At 42.0% G+C, this 14,891-nt stretch carries 16 protein-coding genes and 1 pseudogene; 16 read left to right on the top strand and 1 reads right to left on the bottom strand.

Annotated elements, in window-relative coordinates:
* The first annotated feature begins 304 nt into the window (after positions 1-304).
* The 9 genes from ACJJI7_RS19800 to ACJJI7_RS19760 all read left to right on the top strand — a co-directional run bounded on the left by ACJJI7_RS19800 (position 305) and on the right by ACJJI7_RS19760 (position 7,640).
* Positions 305-676 carry a single-stranded DNA-binding protein gene (locus tag ACJJI7_RS19800; RefSeq protein WP_020415191.1) on the top strand — a complete coding sequence of 124 codons (372 nt, stop codon included), beginning with the start codon at positions 305-307 and terminating at the stop codon, positions 674-676.
* A 215-nt stretch (positions 677-891) separates the two neighbouring features.
* The gene (locus ACJJI7_RS19795; RefSeq protein ID WP_444901419.1) at positions 892-1,017 is read left to right on the top strand and encodes a hypothetical protein; all 126 of its coding nucleotides are present in this window, start codon (positions 892-894) and stop codon (positions 1,015-1,017) included.
* Between the two features lie 320 nt (positions 1,018-1,337).
* Positions 1,338-2,303: a hypothetical protein gene (locus ACJJI7_RS19790; RefSeq protein ID WP_444901420.1), complete on the top strand. Its 966-nt coding sequence runs from the start codon at positions 1,338-1,340 to the stop codon at positions 2,301-2,303.
* A gap of 289 nt (positions 2,304-2,592) precedes the next feature.
* Complete coding sequence (locus ACJJI7_RS19785) at positions 2,593-3,573, top strand: right-handed parallel beta-helix repeat-containing protein (RefSeq protein WP_444901421.1); 981 nt, start codon at positions 2,593-2,595, stop codon at positions 3,571-3,573.
* A 154-nt stretch (positions 3,574-3,727) separates the two neighbouring features.
* Positions 3,728-4,054: a hypothetical protein gene (locus ACJJI7_RS19780; protein ID WP_444901422.1), complete on the top strand. Its 327-nt coding sequence runs from the start codon at positions 3,728-3,730 to the stop codon at positions 4,052-4,054.
* Between the two features lie 458 nt (positions 4,055-4,512).
* The gene (locus ACJJI7_RS19775; RefSeq protein ID WP_444901423.1) at positions 4,513-5,475 is read left to right on the top strand and encodes a hypothetical protein; all 963 of its coding nucleotides are present in this window, start codon (positions 4,513-4,515) and stop codon (positions 5,473-5,475) included.
* 616 nt (positions 5,476-6,091) lie between these two features.
* Positions 6,092-6,844 (top strand): hypothetical protein, encoded by a 753-nt coding sequence (locus ACJJI7_RS19770; RefSeq protein ID WP_444901424.1) that lies wholly within the window; start codon positions 6,092-6,094, stop codon positions 6,842-6,844.
* A 119-nt stretch (positions 6,845-6,963) separates the two neighbouring features.
* A complete protein-coding gene (locus tag ACJJI7_RS19765) occupies positions 6,964-7,302 on the top strand; it encodes a D-Ala-D-Ala carboxypeptidase family metallohydrolase (RefSeq protein WP_475717101.1) in 339 nt (112 codons plus the stop codon).
* Positions 7,302-7,640, top strand: coding sequence for a 3TM-type holin (locus tag ACJJI7_RS19760; protein WP_444901425.1), 339 nt, complete (start codon positions 7,302-7,304; stop codon positions 7,638-7,640). The genes ACJJI7_RS19765 and ACJJI7_RS19760 overlap by 1 nt, the downstream gene beginning before the upstream one ends.
* 144 nt (positions 7,641-7,784) lie before the next feature.
* Here the strand turns inward: ACJJI7_RS19760 and ACJJI7_RS19755 are convergent, their stop codons facing one another.
* Positions 7,785-8,465, bottom strand: a complete 681-nt coding sequence (locus ACJJI7_RS19755; RefSeq protein WP_020411230.1) for a hypothetical protein — start codon at positions 8,463-8,465, stop codon at positions 7,785-7,787.
* 349 nt (positions 8,466-8,814) lie between these two features.
* On the opposite strand from ACJJI7_RS19755, the gene ACJJI7_RS19750 reads away from it, so the two are divergent.
* The 7 genes and pseudogenes from ACJJI7_RS19750 to ACJJI7_RS19720 all read left to right on the top strand — a co-directional run bounded on the left by ACJJI7_RS19750 (position 8,815) and on the right by ACJJI7_RS19720 (position 14,832).
* Positions 8,815-9,195, top strand: coding sequence for a hypothetical protein (locus ACJJI7_RS19750; RefSeq protein ID WP_444901426.1), 381 nt, complete (start codon positions 8,815-8,817; stop codon positions 9,193-9,195).
* Positions 9,177-9,461 carry a hypothetical protein gene (locus ACJJI7_RS19745; protein ID WP_444901427.1) on the top strand — a complete coding sequence of 95 codons (285 nt, stop codon included), beginning with the start codon at positions 9,177-9,179 and terminating at the stop codon, positions 9,459-9,461. Before ACJJI7_RS19750 ends, ACJJI7_RS19745 begins: the two co-directional genes overlap by 19 nt.
* Before the next feature lie 297 nt (positions 9,462-9,758).
* Positions 9,759-10,022 (top strand): hypothetical protein, encoded by a 264-nt coding sequence (locus tag ACJJI7_RS19740; RefSeq protein WP_444901428.1) that lies wholly within the window; start codon positions 9,759-9,761, stop codon positions 10,020-10,022.
* Positions 10,023-10,345: 323 nt separating this feature from the next.
* Positions 10,346-11,218, top strand: a complete 873-nt coding sequence (locus ACJJI7_RS19735) for an RbmA family biofilm matrix protein (protein WP_444901429.1) — start codon at positions 10,346-10,348, stop codon at positions 11,216-11,218.
* A 599-nt stretch (positions 11,219-11,817) separates the two neighbouring features.
* Complete coding sequence (locus ACJJI7_RS19730) at positions 11,818-12,207, top strand: hypothetical protein (RefSeq protein ID WP_444901430.1); 390 nt, start codon at positions 11,818-11,820, stop codon at positions 12,205-12,207.
* Between the two features lie 1,231 nt (positions 12,208-13,438).
* Positions 13,439-13,693: a hypothetical protein gene (locus ACJJI7_RS19725; RefSeq protein ID WP_444901431.1), complete on the top strand. Its 255-nt coding sequence runs from the start codon at positions 13,439-13,441 to the stop codon at positions 13,691-13,693.
* A 160-nt stretch (positions 13,694-13,853) separates the two neighbouring features.
* Positions 13,854-14,832, top strand: a pseudogene (locus ACJJI7_RS19720) (IS3 family transposase).
* Positions 14,833-14,891 lie beyond the last annotated feature (59 nt).

The following is a 14,891-nucleotide window of genomic DNA, read 5'->3' as shown; positions in this document are numbered from 1 at the left end:
GGTTTGGTTGCTTAATTGCAAGTGAATAGCTGTCTGATGATTTCTTCATGCTCTTAATAAGGATATAAAGTGATTATAATAAAGCCCGTACAAAGGAAGGTGCATAAAAATACCTTGGCACCACCTAAAAAAACTTCAGGAGGTAGAGGGTATCCTTTTGATACAAAGGTCAATGAGGTCGACAGATCTAGCAAGTGCCAAAAATCCAATAAGACAAAAAAATAATTAAATGTGAGATTGGCTGTATATTCCTAGAGGAGTATGTTGAGCTAATTTTATAAATTAAGTCATAGGGGCTTCTACTATGGCGCATCGCCGCTCAAGGAATAAAGTATTTTTAATGGGTAGAGTGACAGTTGACTTTGAGAGTATAGTTTCAAGAAATACTGCAATAGCATTCAATGTTGCTACCACTGAAATCTGGACGGATCGTCAATCAGGAAGTACGCAAGAGAAGACCGAAACCCATCGCTGCATTGCTTACGGAAATAGAGCTGAATATCTGATTAAATATGGGTGCAAGGGCTCTTTAATTGACCTAGAAGGAAAACTTCAGCATCGAATGAGAACAGATCAACACGGTAAGGATCATATCACTGCGGAAATTGTAATTAGGGATGTGCAAATTATTGATGACTGGAAAAGTGAAAGCGGTTATATGAACAGCACCTGTTAATAATCAGCTTTTCATGAGTTGTGTCAGCCCTCTCACCCTGGTAGTTCGCCAGTACTACCGACGCTTATCAGAGTGTTGGTACTACTGTGTACTTGGCTATAAGCTAGACCCCAGAGCCCACCGATAACGAAGCTCAGGCTGCTGCACTTATTAAATGCTTCATTGTTGTAATAGACAAACAGAACAACGCACAAACCAATGACGCTGGTGATCTAATGTCTAGCGTTTATGTCACCACCAAGACTCTACAAACCGGTGCAGGCCAGCCGATAAATGTTGAGGTTGTCTACCATCTGGCTGTGCATAGCTCTATTGCGGTGATGGCGATTCCGAGTGGGTGATTGGACCCCCGCTTGAATGCAAGAAGGAGGGGAGGGCGTCAAGTCCTACAAGTTTATTGATTCAGCGAGAAGCACCTCTTATCTTAAAAAGCAACAAATGTTGTTTCTCAAACTTTATTCCTAGTAGTTTGGCTATTTCATCTCATGGCGATTTATTAGTTTTCGGTAAAGCTTAAGCCTGCAGTTAGAAGCCGTTTTAACAGCACAGCTTTAAATGTCATATCTCTGTTGCCTTTTGCGTATAAACATAGGATGTTTCGCGTGAGAAGCTGTTACGGAGAGCAGTCAGGGCTTGTCGATAGAAAGTAGAGGATTTACTTATGAAGACATTAACCCCCATCGCCGCAGCTATGTTAGTAGCATTTAGCGTAAATACTTTTGCGGATAATAATACCGCCGTACTATTTCAGGTTGGCAGCGGCAATATGGCCACTGCTGATCAATCAGACGGGACTGTCCACAACAACTTAATTGTGCAGACTCAAATTGGAGATTCTAATGATTCAGATGCCTCTCAAACTACTGGTACTAATAACAGCGTGACGACGCATTTACAAGTCGGGGAATTGAATTCTTCGTCCTCTGGACAACAGAATGATACTTCACATAGTAGTATTTTTATCAGTCAAACAGGCTCTATGAACGTGGCTAACGCTGGCCAAGGTGATGTCACAGGAAGTAGTGTTTTGATCAATCAAACAGGCTCTATGAACGGGGCTGGCGTTGGTCAAGGTGATGTCACAGGAAGTAGTGTTTTGGTTAATCAAACAGGCTCTATGAACACGGCTGGCGTTGGCCAAGGTGTGGTTACAGGAACTAGTGTTTTGGTTAATCAAACAGGCTCCATGAACACGGCTGGCGTTGGCCAAGGTGTGGTTACAGGAACTAGTGTTTTGGTTAATCAAACAGGCTCTATGAACACTGTTGGCGTTGGCCAAGGTGTGGTTACAGGAAGTAGTGTTTTGGTTAATCAAACGGGCTCTATGAACTCGGCTGGCGTTGGCCAAGGTGATGTCACAGCAAGTAGTGGCTTGATGAATCAGATAGGAGAAATGAATGAAGCGGAGATCCTTCAACAAGGTGGAACCGTCTTGAGCTTTGCCAATATTAATCAGGCTGGCTCAATGAATATGGCAGATATTACCCAAATGGGTGCTGCTCTTAGCCTTGCTTCCACCACTCAGTTAGGTAGCAATAATGTGCATACAACAACTCAAACCGGTGTTGGTCAAATCGCTATAGTCATACAGATTGGCAATGGCAACATGGGCACGATTACCCAATAGCGCCCCTTCTTCCACCTCCTTGACCCCCTCTCAAAACAATAGAGGGGGTGTTATGCGACTGATTCTGCCTATCATCCTTTTCGCCATTTTATCTGGTTGCCTTGAGGTTGAGGCTAACAGTAGTAGCGACTACGACCGCCATGAGTGGCTATCACGATGAACATTTGATAACCAAGCCGGCCGCCATCTTCATGGCGAGGACTATTTGGGTGTTGAGTTAGCGGAAATGGTATTTAACTTCTAATCTGTAATCGATATTAACATTGACTTAGTCAAAAGGAATTAAAAAATGATTTTAAAAGTGCCTGCCTTTAGCTTATGGCCCATCGCACTTGGCACCCTATCAATAGGAATATCCTCTCAGTCCTTGGCTGTAAGCTGTTATGATGTGATCAAAACACCTGCCATCCTTACGGAAAACCTTCAATGTGAGCTGTCTGATGCGAATCCTTATGCTCTCACTATTGCTGGTCCAGGCGGAAATTTAAGGATGATTGGTGATGGTGGGATTACATGCACTGGCAGTGTCACTGATGAAAAATTTGGAATATTTATTAAGGGTAGTTCTCACTCAGTAACTGGTGGAACTATTTCTAACTGCCCAGGGGGTATTCTGGTAGGGGGGGTAGGATTTCACTCTATCCTTTATGTTGAAATTCTCGATTATTTGGTTGACGATGCTATACAAGTTGATAGTAATTTTAACCTTATTCAGGGAAATACGATCCTTGGAAATAAGGTGGATGGGGATGATGGAATTGATTCAAATGGCGATAACAATTCTATCATTCAAAATACGGTGATTGACTCTGGAGGTGACGGAATATTAGTCGAAGGTAACTCCGTAACGGTCACCTTAAATGAGGTTGTAGGTAGTGCCTCGGCCGGTATTGATTTTGAAGGCTTAAACGGGACTATCACCTACAATACCTCGCTGGAGAATGATTTACATGGTATTGAGGTCGATACTAGTGGAGCTTTTGTTTTTCAAAATACTTCAAGTCACAATATGGCAGCAGGTATTGAAATTGAAGGCTCCAATAATGTTGTCAGAGGGAATACGTCAAACAATAATGGCACTGTTGGAATATTAGTGAGTGATCAACTTCCTGAAAGCTCCAATAACACTATAAGGAAAAATGTTGCTCTGGGTAATCCCATTGATTTAGAAGACCCTTTCGCTGACAGCTTTTGCGATAATTTGATTAACGATTGGGGTAATAATACTGCGGATTCTTCCGTTCCGGCTTGTCTTCGCTTTTTGCCCTAGTATGTCTGGGGCCTCCTTCTAGCTTCCTCATGTACGACTCCTCAAAACAATGAGGAGTTGTCATGCATCTGATTTCACCTATCATCTTATCTATTGTTTTGTCTGGCAGTTTTGATATAGAGGCTAACATCAGTAAAGACTATGACCGCCATGAGTGGCTGTCACGTTGGTCTTACTCTGGCAAAGCACCCGTCATGAGCTGCTAGTTCGGTTTTCCGTCGCTCCGGTTATCTTCACCAATGACAAGCGCTGCAGGGTCGATACTGGCCTATGCCTGAACCCTTACATAGGCCAGTTCTTTAGCCTGGCTTCTGACTTAGATGTTGAGCATATTGCTGAAGACCCTGAGAATCTGTGGCTAGTCGACGATGGCCGAAACCAGAGCAAGGGCGATAAGGGTCCAGATAAGTGGATGCCACCCTATAAGCCCGTTCAGGCCATCTACGTGCAGAAGTTTATGGTGAGAGCGCCTTTATCTTGAGGGAAGCTGGTGGCAGTATATCGCCTCCAGCTGTAATTATGCTTTTATGAGGCCTCCATCAATATACTTATTTAATCACTATTTTTATGAACATATTTCCTAGTAAATTAAGATTTTTATCCTATGGTTCCTAGCCTAGTTCTCTGCAAGACTTATCCCAATGGTTTTGTTTGAGTACGAATTTAGGTGTCAGAATTACTTGGTTAACTCAGAGGTAGATTTATCCAACCTTATAAATTGAAGTATGGGTTGGTTTTGCTCTTTCCAGACTCTTTCTATGCGCTGATAGTGTCCATAGCAATATATGATTTTACTGTTTGATGAATACAGTATTTAGTTCGCTGGCTACTAAATCAATCATTTCGATACGTAGTATAAAATTGTACGAAAATGACTGCCGTGCTCAACGATGGCGACAAGATGTATATATGTGTGCAACTGTTGTATAAGGATTACTAATGAAGAAGTTAATCTCTCTAGCTACTGCCGTATCTGTTGTAATTAGCCTAGATGCCTTTGCGGGAAACAATACAGCGATATTAATTCAAGTTGGGTCCAATAATACTGCCAACGCAGATCAAGCAGATCCAACTACTCATAACAATCTCATTACCCAAACACAGATTGGTGTTTCTAATGATTCGGAAATATCTCAAACCACAGGTACCAACAATAGTACAGTAAATCATACACAAGTTGGGGAATTAAATATTTCAGAATCTCTTCAACAAGATAACACCTTTTTAAGCCTTAGTTCGATTAGCCAGCAGGGCCAAGGAAATATTGGGTTTTCTCTTCAAACTGATACTACTTTGGGTTCTATTTTCATAAACCAACTAGGATCTACAAACTTTTCTACTAATGGCCAATTTGAGTCTCTAGATTCAAGATCCTTTACTAATCAGGTCGGTCTTATGAATGCCGCTCAAACTGTACAAACTTTGAGTGTTGGAAGTAGTCATGTAATAAATCAATTTGGCTCCGTGAATATTTCCGTCTCTCAACAACTTGAAGCTAGTGCAGGCAGTACTTTTAGCAATCAAATAGGGTCAGATAATTTTAGTTCGATTTTTCAAGGGGGGGGATTTGGGGCTAGTGCCTTGAGTAGTCAAATAGGTTTAGGAAATGATGTCATTATTGGTCAGTCGCTAACCTCCTTAAGTAGCGCCGTGGCCAATCAGATAGGCGTAATGAATGGTGCAGAAGTACTACAGCAGAACACCACTGCCAGTACGGCTGTTATCAATCAGACTGGTTTTGTGAATTTTGCAGAAATTTCTCAAATGGGAGCTACCTTGAGTACAGCGATAACATCTCAAATAGGCAGTAATAATAGTTATTCAACTACACAGACAGGAGTAGGGCAAACAGCTATTGTCGTTCAAATTGGCAGTTTAAATATGGGCTCTACGATGCAGTAGTAAGTGGCAGTAAATATTGAAGAGTATTTTTAAGCAGCTTCTTGTATCGGCCACAAATATCGCTGAATAAATTATACGCACTCCTGTAGGTGACTGATGTTAGATGGACGATAGCCATTTTCGTGCTGCTGACGGATCTTTGGCACGAGTAGAAAGAAACGTTGTGGTAGTGATACTTGATGGGCAGCTGGCATGCAAAATCTTGGATAGAGGGCCAGGAGCTGATAGTTGAGGGGGGGAGTAAGGCATCAAATCCATCTGAAAAAAATGATGTCTTAGTTTCTATGTCTGAACTTGTTCTCTATAGCTAAATAGTAGCGAAAGTGGACTAAATTTAAACTGGAATATCTTAGTCATTCACTCTATTAAGATTGACTCTAGGGGCTTTGCGCCTAGAGGGCACTTCAGTAGAGCCTCCTTCAGGCCCACCCCGGCATCAGTGCTTTCTGAGCTGGGAACTAAGTAAGCACTTTTCACGGTCGACGTGTCACCAAATGGCAATCTGGGTGTTGCCAATTTAAATGTATAGTTAATGAATGGTGGGTCACGGTATAAACACTGAATATGTGTGTTGCCGAGATGTATATTTAGATAATAAAAATAGAAAGTGGTGAATATGGCAGGATTGTCTGATGTTAGAAGTGGGCGAGAATATGAGCTTACTGAAATTGTAAAGCAGAGACACTTTGTGTATGAGGGGGGAGTGTCTGTTCTTTCAGAAATTAAAAACCTTCATGGTTTTTCTGTAACTATAAAAACAGGAAGCATTTCAGGGTCAAGGGGGCAGTATATATCAGCTATCAGTGATGCCTTTAAGATACTTTCTTCATTTGATTTTCATAAAGGTCTTAATAAGAAGATCATAATATATCTTAGTGATCATAAAATGGTAAAAAATATTGCCTTCATGAACGGTGAAAATATCACTATTTTTCTAGGATCAAGAATCAAGAATCATATGTCAGCAGCTAAGCCAAGCAAAAAATCTCCAATTGTTTCAGTTAAAGGTGGAGTTACCGCTGGAGTAGGGCGCGCTCGTGGTATTGCGGACTATATGTATGATGTTACTTCTCGACAGCTTTTCAAAAACCCTAAAGAATCTGCGATGATAAAAACGGTTGTGATACATGAAATGGGACATGCATTGCATGAACATTTTCATCCTGAAATTTTTTGGGACTTGAAGAGAGAGTCGACAGCTCAAGCTTATAACTCTTGTGGATGGATAAATGCATCTTTTGATGTAAGCCAATATGCGACCACGAATGCTCTTGAATTTGTGGCGGAAACTTTTACTGGTATGGCTCTCGGAGAAAAATATGGCAAGATTGTAGCGAACGCCTACTCAGCGCTTGGAGGGCCGCAATAATCTTTGGCTAGTTAAACATCCCTATAATCTCAAGGCCCGCTCAATGCGGGCTTTTTTGTGTCTGAAAACTCCTAAGGCCCCATGTTCCAAAACGGCTACATCACAGAGTCGGAATCAGCTTGTCGTTGTTGTGGAAAAATCATTTTAAAGATGAAACGCTAAAGCGCCTGATTAGAGTCAGGAAGCGTTTTGGTAAGCCAATGATTATCAATTCCGGTTATCGCTGCCCAGCACATAACGCTCGGTTAAACGCCACCATGACCCATATCACTGGGCAGGCTGTTGATGTTCAAGTGGCCTTGGGTCGAGCTTACCGGTTGATTCAAACCTCCCAAGAGGAAGGCTTCAACGGTATAGGAGTAAAGCAAAAGGGACAGTTTAAAAGGCGATTTCTTCATCTGGATGACCATGAGGCAATAACTGACGAGCTACCCGGACTAACTGTCTGGAGCTACTGATGGCTTTAGCCCCATTAACGGCAATTCTTGAAACCGGCAAAATGGCTATTGAGCGTATATGGCCTGACCCGGTTAAACGTACTGAGGAAGTGTGGAAGCTGGAGGAACTCAAGCTGAAGGGCAGCTTGGCAGAGCTAAATGCTCAGGTTCAATTGCTTCTCGGGCAGCTGGAGGTCAACAAAGCTGGAGTCCAGCACAAAAGCGTATTTGTCGCTGGCTGGCATCCCTGGATTGGCTGGGTTGGAGCTTGGCTCTCGCTTATCAGTTTATTTTATACCCATTGCTCTGTTGGGGCAGGGCTATCTACAGCGCTAAGGGCTCAATACGTACTGGGGTGACTCGACCGCCAGTGCTAGAAACTGGTGCGCTGTTCTCAATGATTACGGCCATGCTCGGGATTGGTGCCATGCGTTCATATAACAAAACGCATGGTACTCAGAAGGACAAACTATAAATAGTGATTTTTAAGGGTTGTCAGTTAATCAAGCTTCACTTTTTGGTTTATAGTTTTGCCAGATATCAGGGTATCTTTCCCAAGGAGGGGCTTCAGGACTGAACGCGCTATCAGGGTTAGCGGTATCTCGATACCAAAACTGTATTCGTTTCATGAAATCTGCGTCATTCCTGTTTCTAAAGATAAATCTTATTTCTGCATATGTAATAACACGGTTTTTTAAACCTTCACCGAAGTCATACTGATACATTGTTTTTCTTTCAAATGGAAATTTTGCTTCTACCATACCTTCTCCTTGTCCGGGTTTGGTAATTACGGCATTCCAATCCATATCATAGTCAATTGCAAAATGTATGAAGTGATGGTGTTTTACTAAGAATTCGATTCCAGCTTTGCTCTTTCTTCTGAACCTTTTGTTGTCTACAGATTCCTCCCCTGTTTGGGGTGGCTCTATACTGGAATCATCTGATACAACACATTTATATTTCTCTTTACTACGACAGAAATTATTAAAGTCTTCATTTAAGTAATGACAATCGTGTACAGCAGTACCGGTTAGTAATTGGTCAAGCCATGCGACCGTGTTGTTACTGGCAAAATCCTGCATAGTTCTTTGCGTTAGCTGCTGAATTAGTCTCGCTCTACTTCCCGAAAACCCATAAAAAAAGTCTCCGGAACAGTATCTTCTCCATGGCTCGCTGAATGGCATAGTAATTCTCCTATGTAAAGCAAAACTGAGTGGCAAGAGTAGGCTTTCTCTCTTATTTCCCAAACCTAGCTCTAACATGAGGAATGTACTTGGATATTGCTTAGTTGATTTTATGAATTGGACATAAATTTTTAGAGTTTGGCCATTTGTTTTAGAACGAGAGCTGCCGGAAATTTCAATATCTAAAGGTCTGCAATTGAGGCCCCCTTTGATCCCAAAACAAGCCTTATATCGATCAGATTTTGTTAAAAATTAATTCTACCTGGTAAAGCCTATGACCCAAGCAGCAGAACATTGACACCTTAGTAAAAACATATCGATTACCCAAATAACCAGAATTATCTTATTGGTGGCTGGTTTATTCATATGGGGCTCTGATGTTGAGAAAGGTATAACTGCAAATCCTCAGGCAATAGAACATGAACCAGCCATGCTCGCCCTGGAGCAAAAATATATAGCTGAATTCAAAGATGAAATCAGAACCCGACTCCAGCGCATTGATAGCAAGTTGGAGTGTTTGATTGAGAGAGGGGGATTAGTAGCAAGGCGAACCAGTTATAGGGAGAAATTCGCTGAGCAGGCTGAGAAGCTCTGCAAGCTGGATCTGACTGACAAAGAGTTAGGCGAATTTTTCGAGGTAACAGAGCAAACAATCAACAATTGGAAGAATAAGCATTCCGAATTTTCTAAGTCCATAAAAAGGGGAAAAATTTGGCAGATACTAACGTGACGGAAAGTCTCTTTCGAAGGGCCTGTGGCTATAGCCATGAGGCTGTAAAGATAATGCAGCACAACGGCAACCCCACTGTTCAGGAATATACTGAGCATTATCCACCAGATACAACTGCTTGCTTAGCCTGGCTTCATAACCGGCAAAGAGAAAAGTGGCAACAAAACCCTGACCAAGCCGGTGACGGTGCCGACATGTCACCGACAAAATTCGTATTCGAGGTCAAGGATGCAAGAACGCTTGAGGGAAGTGAGAGCGGCTCTTAATGTTCCGCAAGGTCATTTTTTAAACCAGCCGCATAAATACAGTACTTACTTCGCAGGTTCCGGGTCTGGAAAAACCTGGGTTGGCTGTTCAGGGCAGCTAGCTCACTTCACGGCGTGCATAAATCTGATTAAGCAAAGGAATAGATAATGTCCAGCTTTTCCCCAATAACCGCACAAAATCTTCAGGCTTGGTAATTCGCCTACACCATCGGCGACGGCCACAGTGCCGGCACTATTGTGCGCGAAACGGTAACTCTGTCCATCTAGCTCGTCAATAGCGATGCTCGAGCGAATGCAGTGCTTAAATGCACCATTGCCGCTATTGATGATCAAAACAATGTACAGACCGATGGTGCCGGTGATCTGATGTTCAGCATTTATGTAGCTACCAAAACTCTGAAGGCCGATGCAGGCCAGCCGGTATATGTTGCCGATCATGTAGCAGGCCGGGTATTTGACTGCATTGTCGAAGTCTGGCTGTGCATAGTTCTATTGCAGCTATGGCTATCGGAGAGGGTGATTAAAAGTATCGTTTTACTGGGGATACGGTTAGCGAATTAGCCGAGGTGGTTACACAATTGTTATCCGCGTTAGATAATATTTAATGGAATAATCGATTAATTAGTAATGTTGTCTTTAGTTTTTGTTTTATCTGGTACGGTTAAGGAGGAAAAAATTTTGGATGGGTATGAAAGAGTGAAATACAATGCTTCCGGCAGTATTAGTCCAGTAAACCTATAACGGTATTTTTCGCAGATTGGACCTACCAAGACATACGGAAAATATAGGTTGTCAAGGAACGGATCTTGATTTATCAGCATTTGGTCCTAAAAAACTGTCCGAAATATTGTCGTACCTCATAATGTATGTAATGGATTGTAATTTTGAAAAAACTAAATAAGAACAGTTCTCTACAAAGAACTGTATTGAAAAATTCCATCGCTGGCTTCACTTTAATCTGCGCATCGACATTAGTTCAGGCAGAAACGATTAGTACAAAAATAGACCTAGGTAAGCCGTTTCCGTTTAAAATGGAAGATGGAATTGAATACGAGGTTAATTTAGATGTTGGTTATCAATTCGATAGCATTGAAAAAATTTGTATCAACACGGAAGTTAAAGATGGAGATGCAAGCGCAGCATTTTACAGGGTAGAAAGTGAACCAGCAGGACCTTTCAATATGCCTATCTCTCAAGCGTATGCGCAGCCACTCCTTTATTTTATCGATGCTCCAACTCCGGAAAACCCCAATCCTGTCAAGCAGATGGTAAACATTAGTTTCTGTGAGGGTGAAACTAGCATTTTGACAAAAAATTTCCATGATGGAGAAGGTAAATTTACGTTCAATGTGTCCGGTGGTTATGTGGAGTTCTGGGATTTTGAGCTGGTTATAGAGGGTGATGTCTCTGCCACTCAGTTGGCGATTGTGCTTGATGAACCTGCCGGATTTTCAGTTCCTTCCTATGGAGGAAGAGTCAATTATGATGCAAGTATTCGTAATTTAGACTCTTCACAATCGTTGGTGACACTTGAGCAATGGAGTGTGCTCAAATTTCCTGGCGGGGATAATTATCCCATTCATAAATCACGGGATGTCGTGCTGAACTATTCTGAGGCAAAGGACTACACTCGAAATTATTTAAACATACCTGCTTGGTTTGAGGCTGGAGATTATGAGCTGACTTGGTATGTAACTGACCCAAATACCGGGGTTCGAGTGAAAGACAGCCTGCATTTCACAAAAATTGCTGACTAAGCTTTAAACCGCTGGTAGGCTGGGGCGCCCTTGTGTCCCAGCTTTCCCTTCCGGCCGTCGTATTCAGTGGTGGAATGGCCGTATCGCCAGTACGAAGGCCCAAACTATGGAGCCATGGCTGACATCCACAGAGAGATCCCCCTAACTTATTGATTTAATTATGGGTAAAATGCGCCCAAGAGCGGAAGGTCGAACTGGGCGACTTGAGCCGATGGCTCATTTATAAACTGTTATGTGTAAAAGTAAGCGGAGAGATTATGAAAGCTGTGCTTACCAGACTATTGAAAGTAATCGCTTTTTGCTTGGCATGGTTTCTTGTGGTCTTAATCTTGTCCACTTTGTACGTAGGCATCGGGCAGTGTGTTACAGATGAATGTGGCCCACCACCGCCCTGGTGGGAAAACTACCTTTTTGTAGTTATCTCTATCGGGCCGCCGGTTATCTATGCTTTATACACTTTTAAGCGGCTAAGGGGGCAGCATGAAGCAAGCACATAACAAGCAGTGACACAATCGCCCGTAAAAGTCACTATGTTGCGCTTTGTTCGCCTGTGCGCTGGGCATTGTAAATCTTTGAGAGTTTTGTGCTCGGAAAGCTGAATGCAATCGGTCGCTGGAGCAGCCAAAATGCTGCGCTTATTTGTCAGTTCCTGCGCAGGGCGTTATATGACCTTGAGAGATGGGATGGATATCACATCTGAGTTAATGAATGGAACATATCCATCTTTGAGCAGGATTTACTATGACTCGATTCGGAGAGAAGCTGTATTAATGGCAGTAAACAATCCAGAAGGCATGATCGATGTCAGAGTTGTTACTTTTCCCGATATAGTAAAATATTCTGAAGAAATCGAAAACTTAGATGATGATTTGATTCATGGCGTTATTAGCATACATTGGATGAGCAACAATCAATTTTGTATTAAAGCGGATATCAGAGAAATCATTATTATCTTAACTGGTAACTACTATGGCAAAACCATCACATAACAAACACAGGCACGATCGTACATTGCATGTGCTGGACCCCCGGTGCTTTGCACCCCCTGCCCATGCTGCGGGGCGTTAGCATTTCGGAGTAGAAAATGAGGAGCATCTTATTAGTTACAGGCTTTCTAGTGTCGAGCCTATGTTTGGGAGAGGGAAATCTTGTGATGTCTCTACCTAGTGAAAATATATTTAACGCTCATGCAGGGTCGCTGTGTGAGGAGCAACCCTCTTTCAGAATCTGTAGTGAAAACAGTAAAAATATAATCCCTACTGAATTTTTCTGTAACCCTAGAAAGTTGGATTGCCAAAATCCGAAGAATTATTTTACGCTTGCTCAATATATTGCCGAGGAGCTGAAAATTAATGTGAACTGTATTAAAAGCCTCGGAAGGCAGGAAAAATACAAAAGTGGAAAACGGTCTGGATATATATCCTACAGCCTTATAGAAAAATGCTAACAAAGCCAGTCAGAGGCGCATGAAAACCTTCACTTCGCTCTGGTTTTCATGCGCCTGCTTGCGGCGTTTAATTGGCTATGTAGCAGATAGAGCTAAAGTTAAGGAATATTAATGCATGGATAACGTGAAGTGGTACAAAAAACCTGAGATGTTAGTTGCTTTCTCAGCCTTGTTGATTAGTTTCGTTACAGCTATAGTTAGCATGTATTCCGCTTATGTAGATCGTGCTTATGCTCGAGCTTCTGTGTGGCCAAGGTTGGAAATTTATCGTAATTTTAACGGTACACGTTTTGAGTTAGTGTAACAAATAGTGGAAATGGTCCCGCTTTAATTAAGTATGGGGTAATTGAATACAAGTCTAAGCCCATCAAGTTATGGAAAGATATTCCAAATTTGCCTGATATCACTCAATCCCATATCAGTACTAGAATACTTTCACCTCAAAATATAATTAAGCCCTTATCATATACAGGATCAGATTTGGATAAATTTTTAGAGGTCGATAAACTTATAGATATAGAGCTCTGCTATTGTTCAATCTACGAAGAGTGTTGGCTTATTGATAGAGTTAATGAGTCCAAAGCTGTAAATAACTGCTTTGTGGACAAAGCAATAGCTTTCTCGCAATAAGTAAATCAACAAGAGCATAAATTGTGATTTCGTAAGCTTGGCGAATTTTAAGGTGAAAGAACAATAAAGCTGCAAAACATACGCAACATGTTCTATTGATGTTAGACCTTAATCAGTAGTATCTTTTGGAAAGAAAAGATGTTATGGCAGACATCACTCCGGAAGTTGCTGATAAAGTACTGCGTGAAGAGGATGGTTTTCCTCCTACCAAGCACAACTTACATTTCAATGTGGTTGAAACGGAGAGAAGCGGTGTATTTGTTTTATCTGTCTATAAAGGGATCGAATCGTATCTCGGAGAAGAATTATTTGAACAGCTGGAAGAGTTGTTCTCTGACGAAGCAGGCGTGGTTGAAGCAGAGCATGTGATAGAGAGATATTATTTTTCATTATCGTAAAAGAAATAGAAAAGCTGGAGCTAGAGAGAGGGCTTTGGAAGGAATTACTTGAGGTGTCAAAGGCGTCCTTCTCCAGTACACATGCCTAACAAGTTACTAAATCCGACTTTGATCTTGCCTCATTTTAACGGACACCAAAGTCAAACAGACGAGGTGTCTTATGCCAAAATACAACAAACCTAGAAAGACTTTGCAGTATTCAAACGAATTCAAAGTGAAAGCGGTAATGCTTAGCTTGATAGAGGGCATTCAAGTTTAGGAGGTGGCTGAAACTCTCGACATTCAACCTTTCATGCTGTCACGATGGCGAAAAGAGTTTCAGGAAGGGAAGATTGTGGCAGATAAACGAAGAAAGCTAACCGATGTAGTCTCTAGAACAGAAAAGGAACTCTCTAGGGTAAAGCGTTTAGAGGCGGAGAATCGTAAATTAAAGCAGGAGCTTGATTTACTAAAAAAGTGGCAACGGTTTCTTGCGGAGGAACATCAGCAAGATGCTGACCAAGGGCTATGAAGTTAGCCGTAAGCGCGTAGCCCGTCTGATGCAGGAATTAGGAGTCGTAGCCAGAGTTACGAGAGTGGCACGTAGGGCACCAGGCATAAAGCGTTTCCGAGCCTCTGGGGAGAATCTTAGACCGGAAGGAGCTGTACCTAAAAGCAAGAATCAAGGTTGGGTTGCTGACATAACTTACCTTAAGGTTAAGGGTCAATGGCAGTACTTGTCAGTGGTGATGGATTTGTATTCTCGCCGAGTAATCGGTTGGAGTTTGGACACGAAGAGAACAACAGAATTAACCCGAAAAACCCTGATGAATGCTGTAAGGAAAAGAGGATCACAACCGGAATTAATATTACACACGGACAGAAGTGTAGAGTACAGAAGGTCCGAGTATCAAAAAGAGTTGAGAAGATATGGAATCCAGCATAGCTTGAGTAGAGCGGGTAAATGTGCGGATAATGCTCATATGGAGTCGTTCTTCCATAGCTTAAAAGCTGAACTGATTAGAGAAACTAGCTTCCAGACAATGAGCCATTTAAAGTATGCTCTGGCTCGATATATTAATGATTTTTACAACCGTAAGCGGCTGCATTCAGCTCTAGGCTATCAATCACCAATAGAATATGAGCGAATAGCAGCATGAAAAGTAGTGTGTCCGTTTTATCGGGGCAAGATCACTGTGAGCTTTCTTATGTTTGAGAG

The organism is Microbulbifer variabilis (genome assembly GCF_056232115.1).
Note: the sequence above shows the minus strand (reverse complement) of the source record. Positions and strands in the feature narration are given on the sequence as shown.